Origin of the sequence: Qipengyuania polymorpha, from assembly GCF_019711435.1 — a bacterium.
Classification (GTDB): Bacteria; Pseudomonadota; Alphaproteobacteria; order Sphingomonadales; family Sphingomonadaceae; genus Qipengyuania; species Qipengyuania polymorpha.
Genome location: NZ_JAIGNK010000004.1, coordinates 28,857 through 46,654 on the forward strand (window position 1 = coordinate 28,857; position 17,798 = coordinate 46,654).

General features: G+C 63.8%; 17 protein-coding genes. 11 read left to right on the forward strand and 6 right to left on the reverse strand.

All coding sequences use genetic code 11. The features are described 5' to 3' along the window. Positions 1–166: 166 nt before the first annotated feature. Genes K3152_RS12280 through K3152_RS12295 form a run of 4 tightly spaced genes read left to right on the forward strand, consistent with a single transcriptional unit; the run spans position 167 to position 6,084 of the window. Positions 167–2,521, forward strand: coding sequence for a putative bifunctional diguanylate cyclase/phosphodiesterase (locus K3152_RS12280; protein WP_221574432.1), 2,355 nt, complete (start codon positions 167–169; stop codon positions 2,519–2,521). Further along, complete coding sequence (locus K3152_RS12285) at positions 2,521–2,952, forward strand: hypothetical protein (protein WP_221574433.1); 432 nt, start codon at positions 2,521–2,523, stop codon at positions 2,950–2,952. The genes K3152_RS12280 and K3152_RS12285 overlap by 1 nt, the downstream gene beginning before the upstream one ends. Before the next feature lie 28 nt (positions 2,953–2,980). Next, on the forward strand, positions 2,981–4,327 hold the full coding sequence (gene gltX / locus K3152_RS12290) for a glutamate--tRNA ligase (protein ID WP_221574434.1): 1,347 nt from the start codon (positions 2,981–2,983) through the stop codon (positions 4,325–4,327). A 47-nt stretch (positions 4,328–4,374) separates the two neighbouring features. Beyond that, positions 4,375–6,084: a SulP family inorganic anion transporter gene (locus tag K3152_RS12295; protein ID WP_221574435.1), complete on the forward strand. Its 1,710-nt coding sequence runs from the start codon at positions 4,375–4,377 to the stop codon at positions 6,082–6,084. A 3-nt stretch (positions 6,085–6,087) separates the two neighbouring features. On the opposite strand, the gene pyk is transcribed toward K3152_RS12295, so the two are convergent. Then, positions 6,088–7,557, reverse strand: a complete 1,470-nt coding sequence (gene pyk / locus K3152_RS12300) for a pyruvate kinase (RefSeq protein ID WP_221574436.1) — start codon at positions 7,555–7,557, stop codon at positions 6,088–6,090. Between the two features lie 49 nt (positions 7,558–7,606). Here pyk and K3152_RS12305 point away from each other — a divergent pair, with 49 nt between their 5' ends. The 4 genes from K3152_RS12305 to K3152_RS12320 all read left to right on the forward strand — a co-directional run bounded on the left by K3152_RS12305 (position 7,607) and on the right by K3152_RS12320 (position 8,910). Then, entirely contained in the window at positions 7,607–7,918 is a 312-nt protein-coding gene (locus tag K3152_RS12305) for a DUF1244 domain-containing protein (RefSeq protein ID WP_221574612.1), read from the forward strand. Positions 7,919–8,000: 82 nt separating this feature from the next. Then, complete coding sequence (locus tag K3152_RS12310) at positions 8,001–8,237, forward strand: DUF2312 domain-containing protein (RefSeq protein ID WP_006833088.1); 237 nt, start codon at positions 8,001–8,003, stop codon at positions 8,235–8,237. A gap of 63 nt (positions 8,238–8,300) precedes the next feature. Further along, entirely contained in the window at positions 8,301–8,552 is a 252-nt protein-coding gene (locus K3152_RS12315) for a hypothetical protein (protein ID WP_040966238.1), read from the forward strand. A 10-nt stretch (positions 8,553–8,562) separates the two neighbouring features. After that, complete coding sequence (locus K3152_RS12320; protein ID WP_221574437.1) at positions 8,563–8,910, forward strand: heavy metal-binding domain-containing protein; 348 nt, start codon at positions 8,563–8,565, stop codon at positions 8,908–8,910. Here K3152_RS12320 and trpS read toward each other — a convergent pair. The 3 genes from trpS to secB are packed head-to-tail and all read right to left on the reverse strand — an operon-like array spanning position 8,907 to position 12,087. Then, positions 8,907–9,923, reverse strand: coding sequence for a tryptophan--tRNA ligase (gene trpS, locus K3152_RS12325; RefSeq protein ID WP_221574438.1), 1,017 nt, complete (start codon positions 9,921–9,923; stop codon positions 8,907–8,909). The two genes, K3152_RS12320 and trpS, sit on opposite strands and share 4 nt — an antisense overlap. Positions 9,924–9,929: 6 nt before the next feature. Then, positions 9,930–11,534, reverse strand: a complete 1,605-nt coding sequence (murJ, locus tag K3152_RS12330; protein WP_221574439.1) for a murein biosynthesis integral membrane protein MurJ — start codon at positions 11,532–11,534, stop codon at positions 9,930–9,932. A gap of 22 nt (positions 11,535–11,556) precedes the next feature. Next, positions 11,557–12,087 (reverse strand): protein-export chaperone SecB, encoded by a 531-nt coding sequence (secB, locus tag K3152_RS12335; protein ID WP_221574440.1) that lies wholly within the window; start codon positions 12,085–12,087, stop codon positions 11,557–11,559. 234 nt (positions 12,088–12,321) lie between these two features. On the opposite strand from secB, the gene K3152_RS12340 reads away from it, so the two are divergent. The 3 genes from K3152_RS12340 to K3152_RS12350 are packed head-to-tail and all read left to right on the forward strand — an operon-like array spanning position 12,322 to position 14,747. Next, positions 12,322–12,981, forward strand: a complete 660-nt coding sequence (locus K3152_RS12340) for a Tim44/TimA family putative adaptor protein (protein WP_221574441.1) — start codon at positions 12,322–12,324, stop codon at positions 12,979–12,981. 30 nt (positions 12,982–13,011) lie between these two features. After that, a complete protein-coding gene (gene mltA, locus K3152_RS12345) occupies positions 13,012–14,196 on the forward strand; it encodes a murein transglycosylase A (protein ID WP_221574442.1) in 1,185 nt (394 codons plus the stop codon). Then, entirely contained in the window at positions 14,193–14,747 is a 555-nt protein-coding gene (locus K3152_RS12350) for a Smr/MutS family protein (protein ID WP_221574443.1), read from the forward strand. The genes mltA and K3152_RS12350 overlap by 4 nt, the downstream gene beginning before the upstream one ends. Here K3152_RS12350 and K3152_RS12355 read toward each other — a convergent pair. Both K3152_RS12355 and katG read right to left on the reverse strand, forming a co-directional pair. After that, a complete protein-coding gene (locus tag K3152_RS12355; RefSeq protein ID WP_221574444.1) occupies positions 14,728–15,342 on the reverse strand; it encodes a Pr6Pr family membrane protein in 615 nt (204 codons plus the stop codon). The genes K3152_RS12350 and K3152_RS12355 overlap by 20 nt on opposite strands. A gap of 100 nt (positions 15,343–15,442) precedes the next feature. Further along, positions 15,443–17,659 (reverse strand): catalase/peroxidase HPI, encoded by a 2,217-nt coding sequence (gene katG, locus K3152_RS12360; RefSeq protein ID WP_221574445.1) that lies wholly within the window; start codon positions 17,657–17,659, stop codon positions 15,443–15,445. Positions 17,660–17,798: the final 139 nt, after the last annotated feature.

Sequence of the window (17,798 nt, forward strand, 5' to 3'; positions counted from 1 at the left end):
ATCCGGCGGGGCTTTTTCTTGGGCACCGTCAATGAAGCGTGAATCCCGCGGAAATTCTAACGCTTGACCATCAACCGGCGAGGTTGCACCATCTTCCCGTAGCCAAGGGAAACCGCGGCTGCGGGGCGCATGCACACGGGGGACTGAGGTGTCGCAAAGCCAGGATGTGACCGATCTTGAGGTCGAGGAGGATGACGCCGTGCGCGCAGACCCCTTGCAGCGCCTGCTCCTGTTCCGTCGAATCAAGAGCCTGAGCTCGGGAGCATGGACCTCGCTCCTGCCCGCGCTCGCATCGATATTCGCCCTGCTCTGGACCTTCTGGAACGACGCGCCGCACATCGTCATCCTGCTATGGGCGTTCGCCCAGATCGGACAGCTGTGCATATTTGTCGTGCTCGACAAGCAACTCGATCTCGATAGCGCCAGCTTCGACGAAATGCAGGCGCACTGGCGGCGTATTCTCATCCTCCAGGCAATCGGCAGCACCATCTGGTTCGTGGTATTTCCCTATCTTGCACCTTTCGCGACCGGCCTCGAGATCGCGGTGCTTGGTGTCATCGGCACGGCCGTCCTGTGCGGGACCTTGCTGGTCCACCGCAACGCACCGCAGGCCGCGCTCTTCCACACGCTGACCATGGCGCCCTCGCTGGTCGTCTCATCCTTCCTGATCGGCCAATGGGGTGCGTGGCCGACCATCATGCTTATCGGCGCATTCGCGATCGCCCTCGTCGGCGAAACGCGCGCGCAGGAACGATATTTCGTAAGCGCAGCAAAGACCGAGATCGATCGGCGCGAGAGCACGGCGACAGTCGGCATGCTGCTCAACGATTATGAAGAGCAGTCTTCCGACTGGCTGTGGACGGTCGGGCCGCACGGAAATTTGCGCGACGTGACCGAACGCTTTGCCCATGCAGCAGGGCGCAAGCCCGGGCAGCTCGAAGGCACGCCGATAACCCGGCTCTTCCATAATGGCGAGGAGGCGGAGGAACTGGCGCGCTGCGTTATCGAGCGGCGCCCGTTCCGCGATGTGCTCGTCAGTCTGCGCGTTGCAGGTGAAAAGCGCTTCTGGCGCCTTTCTGCCCGCCCGCGCGAGGATGGCCGGATGAGCGGGGTGGCGCGCGATGTTACCGCCGACCGGCTCATCGAGGAACGCGTCGCTTTCATGGCGCATTACGACAATCTCACGGGCCTCGCGAACCGCTACCTGTTCAACGAGCGCCTGCGCGCCCTGACCGGGCGCAGGGACGCAGAAGGCTCGAACATCGCGCTCTTCTATCTCGACCTCGACGATTTCAAGGCGATCAACGACACGCGCGGGCACCTCGTCGGCGACCGCGTGCTGCGCGAAGTGGGGACGCGGCTCGAGCAGGAGGTTCGCAACGAAGACCTCGTCGCACGGCTGGGCGGTGACGAATTCGCCGTCCTGATCGAGACCCGCGCCGGTGACGGCCTTCTGATCGAGCGCGCCCACCGCTTCCTGTCGGTGGTGCGCGCGCCCTACGAAGTCGACGGCAATTCCTATCGCATCTCGACCAGCGTCGGCGTCGCCCGCTCTGCCGACGGGGAATGCGATGCGGAAGAACTGATGCGCCGCGCAGACCTCGCCCTCTACGCAGCCAAGGCGCAGGGGCGCGACAAGCTGGCGCTGTTCGAGCCGGCGCTCGATATCGCCGCGCGCGAGCGCCGCCGCATCGAAAGCGATTTGTCCGAGGCGCTGCGCAAGGGCCAGATGCGCATGCAATACCAGCCGGTCGTCGATCTCGACACGGGTGAGACGACAGGGTTCGAGGCCCTGCTGCGCTGGCATCATCCCGAGCGCGGCATCATGGGCCCGGGCGAGTTCCTCCAGGTTGCCGAGGAGACCGGCCTGATCAGCTCGCTCGGCGAATGGGTCATCCGCCAGTCGCTCGCCGATGTCTCGGCCATGCCCGGAAACCTGCGCATTGCCATCAACCTGTCGCCGACGCAGGTGAAGAACCCCAATCTCGTCGCCACCGTGGCGCAGGCGATCCATGCGACCAATATTGCGCCTGAACGGGTCGAGCTCGAAATTACCGAGCACGTCCTGATGGAAGACCAGGAGAGCGGGCATACCACGCTCATGCGCCTGCGCGAGCTGGGCATCCGCATCGCGCTCGACGATTTCGGTACCGGTTACTCTTCGCTTGGGTACCTGCGCCGCTTCCCCTTCGATCGGATCAAGATCGACCGCAGTTTCGTCACCGACATCGCCAGCGATTTCGGCAGCCAGGCGATTGTCTCCACCATCACCCGGCTGGCCGACGCACTGGGTATGGATACGACAGCCGAAGGCATCGAGGAATCCGCACAGCTGGAATTGCTGCGCAAGCTGGGAGTCCATGAAGCGCAGGGTTACCTCATCTCGCGCCCCGTACCGCCGGAGGAACTCTTCGACATGGAAGGTGGCAAGGGCGAAGTGGTGCTGGCCGCCGATTTCGAAAGCTACCGCAAACGGCGGAAAGGCATGAGCGCCCGCAGCAAGGGAAAGAATACCGCCTGATGCGCAGCCTGTTCGTGCTTCCCCTTCTGCTTGCCGGATGCAGCCCCGCCGAAGAGGATGCGCCTGCTCCCACATCGATGGAAACGCCGGCGCTCGAGCCCGCTGTCGAGCTGGAGGGATACTGGCGGGTCGCGGGAATTGACGGTGAACCGTTCGATGCTTCCTACGCAATCGCGCTGGTGGCGGATGAGGACAGCATCTGGTGGGAGCCCGAATGCGCGCTGCAATATCGCGACTACAGCATATCGGGCGACACCTTCACTGCACCCATGCGCAGTAACGCCAACCTCGAAGTCTGCGATATCGGCTTCCCCGAGGAACTGCCACAAATCTGGTCCGCGCTGGAAGCTGCCGACCGCATCGAGCGGACACCTCAAAACGGTGTGCAGATTTCGGGCAATGGACGCAGCGTAACCCTGTTCTCGCAATAGTCCTCGCCATGCGCTATCGGCGCGCTCGATGACTACGATAACCCGTTTCGCGCCCTCTCCCACCGGGCGGCTCCATGTCGGCAATATCCGCACCGCGCTCCACAACTGGATGCTTGCGAGGAAAGCTGGCGGTCGCTTCCTCCTGCGCATCGACGACACCGATGCCGCGCGCAGCCGCGAGGAATATGTCGAGGCCATCCGCGCCGACCTCGAGTGGCTGGGGCTCGAACCCGATGGCGAGGAGCGGCAGTCCGAGCGGCTTGAGAAATACGAAGCAGCCTTCGAGGCGCTGAAGGCGGCGGGGCGGGTCTATCCTGCATACGAGACGGCGCAGGAGCTCGAGCTCAAGCGCAAGATACAGCTGGGGCGCGGGTTGCCGCCGATCTATGACCGCGGCTCTCTCAAGCTGACCGACGAAGAGCGCGCCGCAAAAGAAGCCGAAGGCGTCGTTCCGCACTGGCGCTTCAGGCTCGATCACGAAGAGCCCATCCGCTGGGACGACGGCGTGCGAGGGCTCCAGAAATTCGACCCTGCACAACTCTCGGACCCGGTCATTCGCCGCGCAGACGGCAGCTGGCTCTACATGTTGCCGAGCGCGGTCGACGATCTCGACATGGGCGTGACCGATGTCCTGCGCGGCGAGGACCATGTCTCGAACACAGCCGTGCAAATACAGATGTTCACCGCGCTTGTCGCTACGCGCTATTCCGGCGCGCAGATGCCGCGTTTCGCGCATGAGGCGCTGCTCGTGGGCAAGGAAGGCAAGCTGTCCAAGCGTCTCGGTTCGCTCGGCTGTGATGCCTTCTGCGAGCGCGATATCGAGCCAGAGGCGCTTGTCGCCATGCTGGCGCGCCTTGGTACTTCGCAGCCGGTCGAACCGATTGCCGACCGCGCGAAGCTGGTCGAAGCGTTCGACCTTTCTACTTTCGGCCGGGCGCCTGCGAAATTCGACGACACCGAGCTCGATCGGCTCAATGCTGCAATCGTGCACCAGATGGCATTCGAAGATGTGAAGGACCGCCTCCCCGAAGGCATGGACGAGGCAGGGTGGCATGCCGTGCAGCCGAACCTGACGCACGTCAGCGAAGCATCGGACTGGTGGAAGCTGGTCACCGGGCCGATCGAGAGCTGCGAATTCTCGCCCGAGGACAGCGCGTTTCTCGCGGCCGCGGCACAGGCGCTGTCATGGTCCGAAACACCCTGGCAGGATCTCACCGCCACGCTCAAGCAAAGCACCGGGCGAGGGGGCAAAGCGCTGTTCCTGCCGCTGCGCCAGGCACTGACCGGGATGGACCATGGCCCTGACATGAAAGAGCTCCTTCCGCTTATCGGCGAGGCCGAAGCGAGGGCGCGACTGGAACGCGCCGCCTCCTAGCCGCGTTCACTACCCCATGGGGCACAAGCACAGGGGTAGTCGACAAGATGGCAGGTAAGGCGCTGGTGCCTACGAAACGGTGGCTCGCGGCGCTTACGCCGGGCAGCGCCATGCGCGATGCCATCGCCGGTATCGTGCTCTCCATCCTGCTGGTCCCGCAGGCCATGGCCTATGCGCAGCTGGCGGGGCTCCCGCCGCAGATGGGTCTTTTTGCAGCGCTTACACCGCCGCTCCTGTACTTCTTCTTCGGTACCAGCCCCTTCGTGTCGGTCGGCCCGGTCGCACTGGTCTCGCTGGTTATCGGGGAGGCGGTGGGAAACAGCGGTCTCGCACCAGAGGTCGGCGCAGCTATCGTTGCGATCGAGGCGGGCGTCCTCCTCCTCTTGCTCGGCGGATTTGGCCTCGGCCGGCTGGTCAATTTCATCAGCGAGCCGGTGCTGCTCGGCTTCACGGCAGCTGCGGCGTTCCTGATCGCCGCCAGCCAGCTGCCCACCCTGCTGGGTATCGAAGTGGCGCGGGCGGGAGACCTGCCGACCGCATTGCAAGCTCTTGGGGCAGGGCTGCCGGACTTGCGCCCCACGACTGCGCTCATCGGCGCCGCCGCGCTTGTGGCCCTGCTGTTCGCCAATCGCTACGCGGCGGCGATACTCTGGAAAATCGGGGTGAAACCGCCCTTCCGGCTGGCGCTGGCGAAATCTCTCCCGTTGCTTGTCATCGTGGCAGCTGGTTGGGCGGCACGGAGCGTAGACGCCGAAGTGCCGACGGTAAGATCCATCGAAGGCGGCCTACCAAGCCCGTTTACCTCTTTCGTCACAATGGCCGACTGGATATCCCTGCTACCGAGCGCGCTGGCAGTGGCCATCATCATCTTTGTCACCGCCACCGCGGTTGCCAAGGCGCTGGCGGGTGAAGACCGGAGCAAGCTCGACACCAGCCGAGAGGCGGTGGCGCTGGGTGCTGCCAACGTCTCGGCTGCGCTGACCGGGGGCTATGCCGTCGGGGCCAGTCTCAGCCGATCGGCGCTGGTGCGCGATAGCGGCGGGCGCACCCCACTGGCTTCGGCGATCGCTTCGCTCGCCATTATTGCGGTGCTGTTCCTCCTCGCGCCGATGCTGTCCTACCTCCCGAAAACGGCACTCGCTGCGCTGGTCATCAGCGCCGTGTTCGGTCTCATCAACCTGCGCGAAATGCGCGCGGTGTGGAAGCACGACAGGATAGAAGGCTTCATCATCCTCGCGGCATTCCTCGCCACGCTCGCCTTCGGCGTGCGGCTGGGACTTGCCGTGGGCGCGCTGCTCGGGCTGGCCTATTTCCTGTGGTTCTCCTCCGTCCCCCGCGTGACCCGTATCGGCACCGATGACGGCGGAACGACATTCCGTTCGATCGAGCGCGACGAGGTGGAACTGACCACACTGCCCGCGCTCGTGGTGCGCATCGACCGCTCGATATATTTCGCCAACGCGTCCTATATCGAGGAAGAACTGTTCAAGCGCCTGTCGCGCCACGACAAGGTCACCAGCCTGGTGCTCGACATGAGCGCGGTGAACGACATCGACGCCAGCGGTGTCGCCATGCTGCGGCGCACGGTCCAGCGGCTGAAGTCGCAAGGGATCGACCTGCATTTCGCCGCCGTCCACGAACCGATTGCCGAGAGCTTGAAATCCCTCGACAGCAATGTCTGCAGCTTTCACCGCACGGTCGGCCATGCGGTGGAAGGTTGCGGTGTCTATCTCCAGACCGACATCGCGCCGACCTGAGGCTCAGCCCTCGTGCTTGTCGAGCTCGTTACCCGAGATAGTGACGACGTGCATGAGGTTGGTCGAACCCGGCGTGCCGAAAGGGACGCCTGCCAGCGCCACCAGCTTGGAGCCCGCGCTGCCGAAACCGTGGCGCAGCGCCATGCGCTTGCCCTTGGCAATCATCTCTTCGAAACTGCCGATGTCCTTGGTCGCCACGGCATGCGCACCCCACAGGAGTCCGAGCCGGCGGGCGGTCGTCATGCTCGGCGTTAGCACCAGCATCGGCACGCTCGGGCGTTCGCGGGCGACGCGGCGGGCGGTGGAGCCGGAGCCGGTGAAGACGGTAATCGCCTCGATTTTGACCGTGTCGGCCACGGTCATGCAGGCATGGGCGAGCGCGTCTGCCGTGGTCCGGTCGGGCGGGGTATCGAGGAAGCGCACGCGGTCGAGATAGGCCTCGTCGCCTTCCACCTGCCGCGCGATGCGGTGCATGATGGTGACAGCCTCTTCGGGCCAGTCGCCTGCGGCAGTCTCGGCGGAGAGCATGACCGCATCGGCACCGTCATAAACCGCGTTCGCGACGTCGGAGACCTCGGCACGTGTCGGGGCGGGGCTTTCGATCATGCTCTCGAGCATCTGCGTTGCCACGATGACGGGCTTGCCAGCGGTGCGCGCCTTATTGACGATCTGCTTCTGCAGAGGCGGGACTTCCTGCGGCTCAAGCTCGACGCCGAGGTCACCGCGCGCGACCATGATACCGTCTGACATTTCGATGATTTCATCGAGGCGGCGCACGGCCATCGGTTTCTCGATTTTCGCGCAGAGCGAGCCCTTGCCGCCCATCAGGCGGCGCGCTTCGGCAAGATCTTCGGGGCGCTGGACGAAGCTGAGGCCGATCCAGTCGACCCCCTGCTCCATGGCAAAGGCGAGGTCCTTGCGGTCCTTGTCGGTCATTGCAGGAATCGGGATTTCGGCATCGGGCACGTTGACGCCCTTGCGGTCCGAAATGACGCCGCCGACTTCGGCCGAACAGAGAATCTCGTTCTCGTCGGCACGAATGACCTTCAGGCGAATCTTGCCGTCGTTGATGAGCAGGCGCTGGCCCTTTTCGAGCAGGCCGAACAGCTCGGGATGCGGTAGCTGCACGCGGGTTTCGTCGCCGAGTTCTTCCTTGCGGTCGAGCGTGAAGTGGCCCGAATGGCGGATGACCGCCTGCCCGTCCTTGAACTTGCCCACACGCAGCTTCGGCCCCTGGAGGTCGGCGAGGATGGCGATGGGACGATGGAAGTCCTTTTCCATCTGGCGGATGGCGCGAATGGTCTTCTCGTGGTCGGCATGCTCGCCATGGCTCATGTTGACGCGGAAGGCGTCGACGCCGGCCTTGAACAGGCGGGCAAGCATTTCGGGCGAACGGCTGGCAGGGCCGACGGTGGCGAGGATCTTGACCTTGCGGCCACGGGGATCGACGCGTTTGGGATCGAGCTTTTGCATGGACAACGCCTATGGCAGAGACGTGCGGCAACTCAAGGACAAGCTTTCGATGGATACCAATTCAGATGCGCTCGACAACCTGCCCGATGCCGTAGCGGCAAAGGCTTTCCGGCGGCTGGTGCGCCATTTGCAGCATCGCCATGACGCGCAGAATATCGACCTGATGGGATTGTCGGGTTTCTGCCGCAACTGCCTTGCCGACTGGATACTCGACGCCGGCTTCGAAGGCGACAAGCTGGCCGCGCGCGAACTCATCCACGGCATGCCGCAGGAGGAGTGGAAAGCGACCCGTCAGACGCCCGCGACCGAAGAGCAATTGGCGCGGATGGAAGCCAGCATCGCGAAAAATCGCGTGGACTAGCGAGTCGCCGCCTTCACCCAAGCCGGGTGGGTGGCTATCCGGTCCACCAACCGATTCTCATTTCACTGGAGTTTTCACGAAAATGGCCGAAGCCACCGACGACCGCCTGCGCCTTCTCATCGAGCGCATCGAACGCCTCGAAGAAGAAAAGAAGGGCATCGCCGACGACATCCGCGACGTCTACGCAGAAGCCAAGGCGGTGGGTTACGATACCAAGATCATGCGCCAGATCATCAAGCTTCGCAAAATGAAGCCCGACGAGCGCAGCGAGCAGGAAACCATCCTCGATACTTACAAGGCCGCGCTCGGAATGGGTTGATATTGCTTGCTTTCCTGTGTGACTTAGTGCAGCAACACACCAAGCAAATCAGGGGAGGGTTGCATGGCGCGTACAAGCAGTGGATCGAAGTTCGTCGGGCTGGTCCTGTTCGGGCCGGTCATCATCGCGGTCGTATCGGTGCTTGCTATGCTCTTCGGAGCGGCCGCCGGCTGGCTTGCGGGGCTGATTTTCCCGCAAGTTTTCGAGCGGCTGACCACGCTGATATTCGGCGAGGAAATCCCGGCGTGGCAATTGGGCGCGATGCTGGGTTTCATCGCGACTTTCCTGCGAACCTCATTCCCCAACCGCCGATAGGAGATAATTCATGCCCGGTCCCTGGAAAGATGCGCGCGGCGTCATCGTCACCACCACGCCCACAATCGAGGGCCGTCCGATACAGGAATACCTTGGCATCGTGACGGGCGAGGTCATCGTCGGTGCGAACCTTTTCCGCGACCTCTTCGCCAATATCCGCGACATCGTGGGCGGGCGCTCGGGCAGCTACGAACGCATCCTCGCCGATGCGCGCAAGCAGGCTATCGAGGAAATCCAGGCTGAAGCAGCCACGCTCGGCGGGAATGCGGTGGTCGCCATCGACCTCGATTACGAGGTTATCGGCGACACAGGTTCGATGCTGATGGTCTCCGCCAGCGGGACCGCTGTCAGGATTTAACCCCTCACGAGGCCCAATGCCTCGTAGGTTTTCTCCAGCGTCGGAACGGCAATCTCGCGCGCCTGCGATGCACCGCGCGCCAAGATGGCATCGAGCGCCTCGCGGTCTTCCAAGAGACCAGTGAAACGCTCGGAAATCGGGCGAAGGGTTTCGACCAGCAGCTCTCCCAGCGCGGGCTTGAACTTGCCGAAGCCTTCGCCGCCGAATTCGCCCAGCACATCGTCGACGTTTCTGTCGGTCAGCGCGGCATAGATAGTGACGAGGTTCAGCGCTTCGGGGCGCTCCTCCAGACCTTTTTCCTCGCTCGGCAAGGGCTCGGGGTCGGTCTTGGCCTTCTTGACCTTCTTCATGACCTCGTCAGCACCGTCGGCGAGGTTGATGCGGCTCATGTCGGAAGGGTCCGACTTGCTCATCTTCTTCGCACCGTCGCGCAGGCTCATGATGCGCGCGGCCTGTGGGGGGACGATGGGGTCGGGTAGGGTGAAAACCGGCGCGTCCTCGGATGCGAAATCGTTGTTGAACTTCTGCGCAATGTCACGCGCCAGTTCGAGATGCTGCTTCTGGTCCTCGCCCACGGGTACGTGGGTCGCCTGGTAGAGCAGCACGTCGGCGGCCTGCAGCACGGGATAAGTGAACAGCGCGACCGACTGGCCCTCGCGGTTCTTGCCCGCCTTGTCCTTCCACTGCGTCATGCGGTTGAGCCAGCCCATCCGCGCCGTGCCGCCCAGCAGCCATTGTAGCTCGGCATGCTGCGGGACCTGCGCCTGGTTGAAGAGGATGGAGCGCGACGGGTCGATACCGCAAGCGACCAGCGCGGCGGCCATTTCGAGCGTGCCGCGCTTAAGCTCTGCAGGCTGATGCGGCATCGAAATGGCATGCAAGTCCGCGAGGAAGAACAGGCATTGTTCCCCGTCACCCATCTCGTCCTGCATGCGCACCCAGTTGCGGATGGCACCCAGGTAATTGCCGAGATGGAGGTTGCCGGTGGGCTGGATGCCGGAGACTACACGCATGATGACTTAGGGAGCTCTCTTCTTGGTGAGGGCAGCGATGCGCTGCCTGTCGATGGCGCCGACCGCGAAGGCCATGCCGAAATAGACCACTGCCGAACAGCCGACGAGCACGAGCAGCGCGCCCAGTCGCTCGAACAGTCCGGCGGAATACCAGCCGGTTAGCAAATCGCGCGCGAACCACAAGGCGGCGCCCATGGCGGCAGCGGCGACAAGTTGGCGCCCCACGCGGCCCAGCAGCGCGAGCGGGACGGTGTAATAGCCGCGCTTGACCAGCACGGCGTAGAGATAGCCGACGTTGATCCACGCGCCGATGACGCTGGCGGCGGCAATTCCTGACACGCCATATCCCAGCGGCTCGATGGTGAGGCCGGGCAGGGTGAGGCCGATGTTCCAGATGCAGCTCGCCACGAATACGAACAAGGAGATGAAGGCGGCGTAGACCGGCGTCCTCGTATCCGAACGGGCGTAGAAATTGGGCACCAGAACCTTGACCAGAACGTAGGCGGGCAGGCCGAGCACGAGCACGCCCAGCACCGAGCCTGCTGCAGCAGCATCTTCAATCGTGAAGCGTCCGCCCTGGAAAATCATCGTAATGAAAGGCGTCGCGCAAATCGCCATGGCGACCGCTGCAGGAATGGTCAGCAGCATCGACAGCTCGATTGCGTCGGACTGGATACGGTCCGCGCCTTCCTTGTTATTGCCGCCGACGAACTTCGACAGCGTCGGCAAGATGGCGGTCGACAGCGCGATGCCGATGATACCGAGCGGCAGCTGGTTCAGCCGGTCGGCGTAGTTCATGTGGCTGACCGAGCCCTCGTAGAGCTGGTTGAGGAAGTAGAGCTGGACCAGCGTGTTGATCTGGTAGGCGCCGCCACCGATGGCTGCGGGCAGGGCGATGATCGACAGCCGCTTCACCTCGGGCGTGATGCGCGGCCACAGGATACGCGGGCGGAAGCCTTCCACCCGGGTCCAGATATAGAGCCACAAAAGCTGCAGCACGCCTGCCACGGGCACGGCCCAGGCGACGACGAAGCCGACCTTCTCCACGCTCCAGCCGAGCGTTGCCGCGGCGTATTCGCTGCCGAGCAGCGCCGCGATGAGGACGAGGTTGAGGATTATCGGGAAGCTTGCTCCGGGCGCAAACCGGCTGACCGAATTCAGCATGCCGGTGAACAGCGTCACCAGGCTGACCAGCAGGATGTAGGGGAACATGATGCGGGCGAACTGCACCGCCATGTCGAATTCGGTCGGATCAATGGGCTTTTCCGCCAGCACCCAGATGACCCAGGGCATGGCAATCATCATCACCGCACACAGCAGGATGAGGACCGGCAGGAAGATGCTCAGCACATCGTCGGAAAAGCTGCGTGCGCTCTCAAGGCCGCCGTCCCCGTGGAGGCGCTTGGAGAACATCGGCACGAAGGCGGCCGAGAACGCTCCTTCCGCGAACAGGCGGCGGAAGACATTGGGGATGATGAAGGCCTGGAACCACGCATCGGTCACCGCATTGGCGCCGAGCACGCGGCTGAAGATCATCTCGCGCGCCATGCCGGCGACGCGGCTCACCATGGTGAGCGAGCCGATCGTCCCGACATGTTTGAGCAGGCTCATGGCCTAGCTGGTCTCTCGTCTATCAGGCGTCGCCGGCCGGCGCGGGCGCGGTCTGGCCCTGCTGCGCCGCGCGGGCCTGGAGCTGCTGCTGGTAGAGGGCATCGAAATCCATCGGATCGAGCATCAGCGGCGGGTAACCGGTGTTCTGCGTGGCTTCGGCAATGATCGAGCGCGCGAAGGGGAACAGCAGGCGCGGGGTCTCGGCAAAGAGGAAGCCATGTGCGTGCTCGTCGGGCACGTTGCGGATGCCGACGAGACCGCAATAGGACAGCTCGACGAGGTAGAGATTGCCCTTCTCGGTGTCGGCGCGGACGATGAGCTTGAGTTCGACCTCGTGAATTTCCTCGTTCACGCGTTCCGAAGCGATGTTGACCTGCACGTCGATCTTCGGCTGTTCCTTCCACTGGAAAGCCTTCGGAGCGTTCGGGTTCTCGACCGAGAGGTCCTTGATGTACTGGTTGATCAGGCCGACGGTGGGGCGGTTGTCCGCGCCATTCGCACCCGCTGCGGGGTCGGGGTTGATGTCGGTCAGTACGTCGTTTTCATCGGCCATGGGAAATCACTGCTTTCACGTAAATCGAATCGGAGGTTCCGGCGGCCTTATGGCTGCCCGGATTGGTTCGTGGGCGCGCCTAGCACTCCGCGCCCAGCGGAGCAATGCGCCGCAAATGGAGCGCGGCAAGTCATTGCCCGTTTGTAATTCCTCCCTATCTAAGGCAGGTATATGTGGAACTGCACGCCCCCGTGGCTCGTAGGCAGATAAGAACACCTGATTGGACAGTTAATCGTGATCACCGAGATCGTCATTCTCGCCGTTATCGCCGCCTTTCTCGGGCTGCGCCTCTATTCCGTGCTCGGCGAACGCAGCGAGCATGAAGAAGAGCCTGCGCGCCACCGTTTCGACGCGCCCGATGGGCAGGTGCCCCCGGCCGCACAGCCTGCAGCCCAGCCCGTCCGCCAGCCGGTGCAGCTGCGCAGCGTGGACAATGCGTCGTCGGCCAATGAAAGCGCCATTCGCGCGATTGCCAGCGCCGATCCGCGTTTCGACCTGCTGGCCTTCCTCGAAGGCGCCAAGGCCGCCTATGGCATGGTTCTCGAAGCTTTCTGGAACGGCGACAAGGAAACCCTGCGCGAGTTGACAGACGATGATGTCTATGCCGGCTTCTCGGCAGCCATCGATGCGCGTGAAGCGGCTGGCGAAAAGCTGGAGAACCGCCTCATCCGGATCGAGGATGCGACGATCCATTCGGCCGAGCTCGACAAGCGGACCGCGCGGATTGCCGTGCTGTTCGTTTCGGACATTGCCTCGCTGACGCGCGACAAGGACGGCAATGTCATCGACGGTTCGCTCGACGATGCGGTCGAAAGCCGCGACATCTGGACCTTCACCCGCAATGTCGATGCGCTGGACCCGAACTGGGTTCTCGACGAAACCGACCAGGGCTGAGCCAAACCCTTAAAATCCGGAGCCAGGAAAATGCATCGTCTCGCCGGGCTGGTCGCAGCCATCAGTCTCGCGGGATGTACTGCCATTCCCGACGCTCGCCCGCCACTGGACAGCGGCGTAGTAGACCAGCCCGAACCGATACCGGCGGATACCGCGCTTGCAGCCACGCTGACGGCCGGTCCGCCAATCGAGACCATGCCCTTTGTCGACTGGGATGCTGGGTCGGCGCTCGCGGCGTTCAAGCGGTCTTGCGACAAGATCCTCTTCCGTGATGACGTGAGCGGGCTGACCCGCCGCATCGACTGGCAGGCACCTTGCGGGGCCGCTGCAAACTGGTCCGGTGATGCCGCCGACTTCTTCCGCGCGCAATTCGAAACCGTCGTGGTTGGCGACGGGAGTGCCTTTGCCACCGGCTATTACGAGCCCGAAATCCAGGGCAGCCGCGTGCAGGCTCCCGGTTACGAGGTCCCCGTCTACGCTTATCCCGAAGACCTCGTGCGCGCCTGGCCTGACGATATGCCTGAAGCCGAACGCACCGGACGCCCGCCGCTCGGGCGTTACAATGAGGAAGGCGAGTTCGTGCAATATTACGAGCGCTCCGAAATCGTCGCGGGCGCTCTCGACGGCAAGGTTCCGGTCATTGCCTGGGCGGCAGACCCGGTCGAATTCTTCTTCCTGCAAATACAGGGCAGCGGCCTGCTGCGGCTCCCCGACGGCGGCGTGATGCGCATCGGTTATTCCGGCCAGAACGGCCGTGAATATGTCGCCATCGGGCGGCCCATGCGCGAACAGGGGCTGATCGGCGACGGGACCGACTATCCGACATCGATGCAGGGCCTGATGGGCTGGCTGCGCGACAATCCGACACGCGCCGACGAGATCATGAACCTCAACAAGAGCTGGATCTTCTTCCGCGAGCTCGACACCGAGGGGCCGCTGGGGTCGCTCGAAGTGCCTGTCTTCCGGCAAGACAGCGTGGCGGTGGACCCCAAGTTCGTCCCCTACGGCGCGCCGGTCTGGCTCGACATGGAGGCGGACGTGGCCGACGGCCTCTGGATCGCACAGGACACGGGCGGGGCCATCAAGGGCGCCAATCGCTTCGACACTTTCTGGGGCAATGGCGCTGACGCTCGTGAAATTGCGGGCGGCATGAGCAGCAGCGGGAAGGCCTACCTGCTCTTGCCCAAGGGGACGCTCGCGCGCCTCGAGCAATGAGTGCGCCGCGTGGCCTGAGCGCCGAAGAAGCGGAGGCCTGGGAAAAGGTCGCCGCGACCGTCGAGCCGATGCATGCGCGCCCCGTGAAAACGCTCGCCGCCAACCCTGCTCCTGCTCCGGTTCTCCCGAAGAAAATCCTGTTGAAGCCGCAGCGGCCTGCACCGCCGAAGATGCCCCAACCCAGGCCGGCGCCTAACCCGCCGGGCAATCTTGACGGGCAGTGGGACAAGCGCCTCAAGTCCGGTGCCATCCAGCCCGACTTCACGCTCGACTTGCACGGGCATGGTCTCGATGCCGCCTACGACCAGCTGATGAGCGGGATTGCGCAGGCCCGCGCCATGGGAGCGCGCACAATCCTGCTGGTGACCGGCAAGCCGCGCCCGGTCGACCCTGCCGACCGTGGCAGCAAGCGCGGGGCAATCCGGGCCAAGGTGCTCGACTGGCTGGCACATTCGGGCCACCATTCGGCCATTGCCGCCGTGCGCCGCGCCCATATCCGCCACGGCGGCGAGGGGGCGCTCTACATCGTGCTCAGGCGGCAGCGCGGATAAGCTTGCGCACGAGCAGCAGCAAGGCGGCGACGGCCATGAAGATGATGGCGAGCCCGACCATGTTGAGCAGGACCATTCCCAGCCCGAGGCTAGGCTGATCGAGGAAGAAATAGGGATAGAACCCCGTCAACGCGCCATTCACCAGTGCGAAGGCGCCGTAAATCACCGGCACCAGCATCACGATGGGTAGCGAGCGCCAACCGGCGAGGCCGTCGCGCGAGAACAGCAGCCACCAGAGCACGCCGCCTGCAGGCACCAGCGTGTGGTGGGCGATATTGGTCCACCAGTCGATACCTTCGGGGTGGTGCGCGGAAGCGAGCAGCAGGTGATAGACCGCCGCGATAATCACCAGCGCAGCGGCCAGCGCGAAAGGCACGCGAGGTTCAACTCGCCCGCTCACGGCTATCCAGCCGAAGACCAGTCCGGCTGCGAGATTGCCCCAGATGGTGAAGAACTGGAACATCCAGCCGACGACCGGGAAGAAGGCATCCCCGCGCTGCATATTGCCCGCCACCTGCGCGACGAGCGAGCCGATGGCGAGGATGGAGACGAGCGCGGCAAGGCTGCGCGAGGGCCCGGATGAGGTGATGTCCATTTTCGCCACCTAGCCGCGCCGGTCCCCGTGGCCAAGCCAGCAAAAAGCCCCCGCCTTGCGGACGGGGGCTCCCTACAGTCCCGAAGGGTCCTTGGCGGCCCTACTTATGGTACTTCGCGTAAGTGAGGTCGAAGCGATCGGCGTCCATGACCTTGGCCCAGGCCTTGACGAAATCGCGCACGAACTTCTCCTCATTGCCATTCTCGGCATAGACTTCGGCCACAGCGCGCAGGCGCGAGTTTGAACCGAAGACGAGATCGGTGCGCGTCGCGCGCCACAGTTCCTTGCCGGTCTTGCGGCAGGTGCCGACAAATTCCTCGTCGCCGCTCTCGTCGACCGCATCCCAAATCACGCCCATCGAGAGCAGGTTGGTGAAGAAGCTGTTGTCGAGCTTGCCCGGCGTTTCGGTGAGGACGCCCATCTTGTGGCCATGCGTCGTGTGCCTGGTGACCGCACCCATGGCGCGCAGGCCCCCGACCAATACGGTCATCTCCGGGATCGACAAGCCGAGCAGGTGGGCGCGGTCGACCAGCATGTCCTCGGTTTTCACCGAGGCCTTGGTCTTGAGGTAGTTGCGGAAACCGTCGGCGAACGGTTCCAGCGGCTCCCAGCTTTCCGCGTCGAAGTCTTCCGCCTTCGCATCGCCACGACCCGTGGTGACGGGGACGGAGATGTCGAATCCCGCATCCTTCGCCGCCTTCTCGACCGCAGCCGAGCCGGCGATGACAATGGCGTCGGCCATCGAAATGCCACCGCGGATCTCGTCGAGCTTGTTCAGAACCTTACCGAGCTCTTCGGGATCATTGACCTTCCAGTTCCTGATCTCGTCGAAGCGGATATGCGCGCCGTTGGCGCCGCCGCGATGGTCCGAATTGCGGTAGGTCGAGGCCGAGGCCCAGGCTGCCTTCACCAGTTCGGCAATCGACAGCCCGCTATCGAGCACCTTCGACTTGAACGATGAGACATCGCTGTCCGAAACCTGCGTGCCGGCCGGGACGGGATCCTGCCAGATCAGGTCTTCCTCGGGAACCTCGGGGCCGAGATAGCGGACCTTGGGTCCCATGTCGCGGTGGCACAGCTTGAACCATGCGCGCGCGAAGGCGTCGTCGAGCGCCGCCTGGTCGTCACGGAAACGCTCGGAAATCTTGCGATATTCCGGGTCGCGCTTCAGAGCCATGTCGGCGGTGGTCATCATCGTCGGGACCTTCTTGGACGGGTCGCGCGCATCGGGCGCCATGTCCTCGGGGTCCGGATTGACCGGCTGCCACTGGTTTGCGCCCGCGGGCGACTGGACCAGCTCGTAGTCATATTTGAACAGCAGGCGGAAATAGTCGCCGCCCCACTGCGTCGGGTTCGGGGTCCATGCGCCCTCGATGCCCGAAGTGGTGATGTGGCCCTTGCCGATCTCGTCGGGATCGGTGAGCCAGCCGAAGCCCATGCGGTGCAGCGTCTCGCCTTCGGGTGCGCTGCCGAAGGTGTCGGCGGGCTTGGCGCCATGCGCCTTGCCGAAGGCATGCCCGCCCGCGGTAAGGGCAACGGTTTCCTCGTCGTTCATCGCCATGCGGGAGAAGGTTTCGCGCATGTCGCGGGCCATGCCTTCGGCATCATGCGGATTGCCGCCCGGTCCTTCCGGATTGACGTAGATGAGGCCCATCTGGATCGCGGCGAGCGGGTTTTCCAGCGCCATGCCCTCGTCGGGCTGGATGCGGGTTTCGGCGCCCGTATCGACCCACTTTTCCTCGGTGCCCCAATAGACGGTTTCCGGATCGAAGACGTCCTTGCGGCCGCCGCCGAAACCGAAGACGGGGCCGCCCATCGATTCGATGGCGACATTGCCAGTGAGGATGAAGAGGTCGGCCCAGCTGATGTGCTTGCCGTATTTCTGCTTGATCGGCCACAGCAGCCGGCGCGCCTTGTCGAGATTGCCGTTGTCGGGCCAGCTGTTCAAGGGGGCGAAGCGCTGCTGGCCGCTGCCGCCGCCGCCGCGCCCGTCGCCGGTGCGATAGGTGCCCGCTGCGTGCCAGGCCATGCGGATGAAGAAGGGGCCGTAGTGGCCATAGTCTGCCGGCCACCATTCCTGGCTGTCGGTCATCAAATCGGTGAGGTCCTGCTTCAGCGCCTTGTAGTCGAGCGCGTTGAAGGCTTCGCAATAGTCGAAGTCGTCACCCATCGGGTCGGCCGCGCGGCCACCCTCGGTCAGGATCTCGAGGTCGAGCTGGTCCGGCCACCAGTCACGGTTGCGGCGTCCGAAAAGCCCGCGTGTCCCGCTATCTCCGTGAAAGGGGCATCCGCTGATATCTCCGGTCTTTGCGTCCATGAAAGCTCTCTCCTCTATAAAAGACTCGGTCTCCCGTCCGAGAATGAGAGCACAGTGAACCCCGCCTTCTAATCCGTCCAATCGATTAAACGGTTCAAATTGATTGCCTGAGGCGATTTTGCGGCAGGTCAAGCTCTCG

Excerpts from the sequence above, each read along its gene's own strand:
- K3152_RS12285 (WP_221574433.1), top strand. The coding sequence starts at position 2,521 with ATGCGCAGCCTGTTCGTGCTTCCCCTTCTGCTTGCCGGATGCAGCCCC.
- gltX (WP_221574434.1), top strand. The coding sequence starts at position 2,981 with ATGACTACGATAACCCGTTTCGCGCCCTCTCCCACCGGGCGGCTCCAT.
- K3152_RS12295 (WP_221574435.1), top strand. The coding sequence starts at position 4,375 with ATGGCAGGTAAGGCGCTGGTGCCTACGAAACGGTGGCTCGCGGCGCTT.
- pyk (WP_221574436.1), bottom strand. The coding sequence starts at position 7,557 with ATGCAAAAGCTCGATCCCAAACGCGTCGATCCCCGTGGCCGCAAGGTC.
- K3152_RS12305 (WP_221574612.1), top strand. The coding sequence starts at position 7,607 with ATGGATACCAATTCAGATGCGCTCGACAACCTGCCCGATGCCGTAGCG.
- K3152_RS12310 (WP_006833088.1), top strand. The coding sequence starts at position 8,001 with ATGGCCGAAGCCACCGACGACCGCCTGCGCCTTCTCATCGAGCGCATC.
- K3152_RS12315 (WP_040966238.1), top strand. The coding sequence starts at position 8,301 with ATGGCGCGTACAAGCAGTGGATCGAAGTTCGTCGGGCTGGTCCTGTTC.
- K3152_RS12320 (WP_221574437.1), top strand. The coding sequence starts at position 8,563 with ATGCCCGGTCCCTGGAAAGATGCGCGCGGCGTCATCGTCACCACCACG.
- trpS (WP_221574438.1), bottom strand. The coding sequence starts at position 9,923 with ATGCGTGTAGTCTCCGGCATCCAGCCCACCGGCAACCTCCATCTCGGC.
- murJ (WP_221574439.1), bottom strand. The coding sequence starts at position 11,534 with ATGAGCCTGCTCAAACATGTCGGGACGATCGGCTCGCTCACCATGGTG.
- secB (WP_221574440.1), bottom strand. The coding sequence starts at position 12,087 with ATGGCCGATGAAAACGACGTACTGACCGACATCAACCCCGACCCCGCA.
- mltA (WP_221574442.1), top strand. The coding sequence starts at position 13,012 with ATGCATCGTCTCGCCGGGCTGGTCGCAGCCATCAGTCTCGCGGGATGT.
- K3152_RS12350 (WP_221574443.1), top strand. The coding sequence starts at position 14,193 with ATGAGTGCGCCGCGTGGCCTGAGCGCCGAAGAAGCGGAGGCCTGGGAA.
- K3152_RS12355 (WP_221574444.1), bottom strand. The coding sequence starts at position 15,342 with ATGGACATCACCTCATCCGGGCCCTCGCGCAGCCTTGCCGCGCTCGTC.
- katG (WP_221574445.1), bottom strand. The coding sequence starts at position 17,659 with ATGGACGCAAAGACCGGAGATATCAGCGGATGCCCCTTTCACGGAGAT.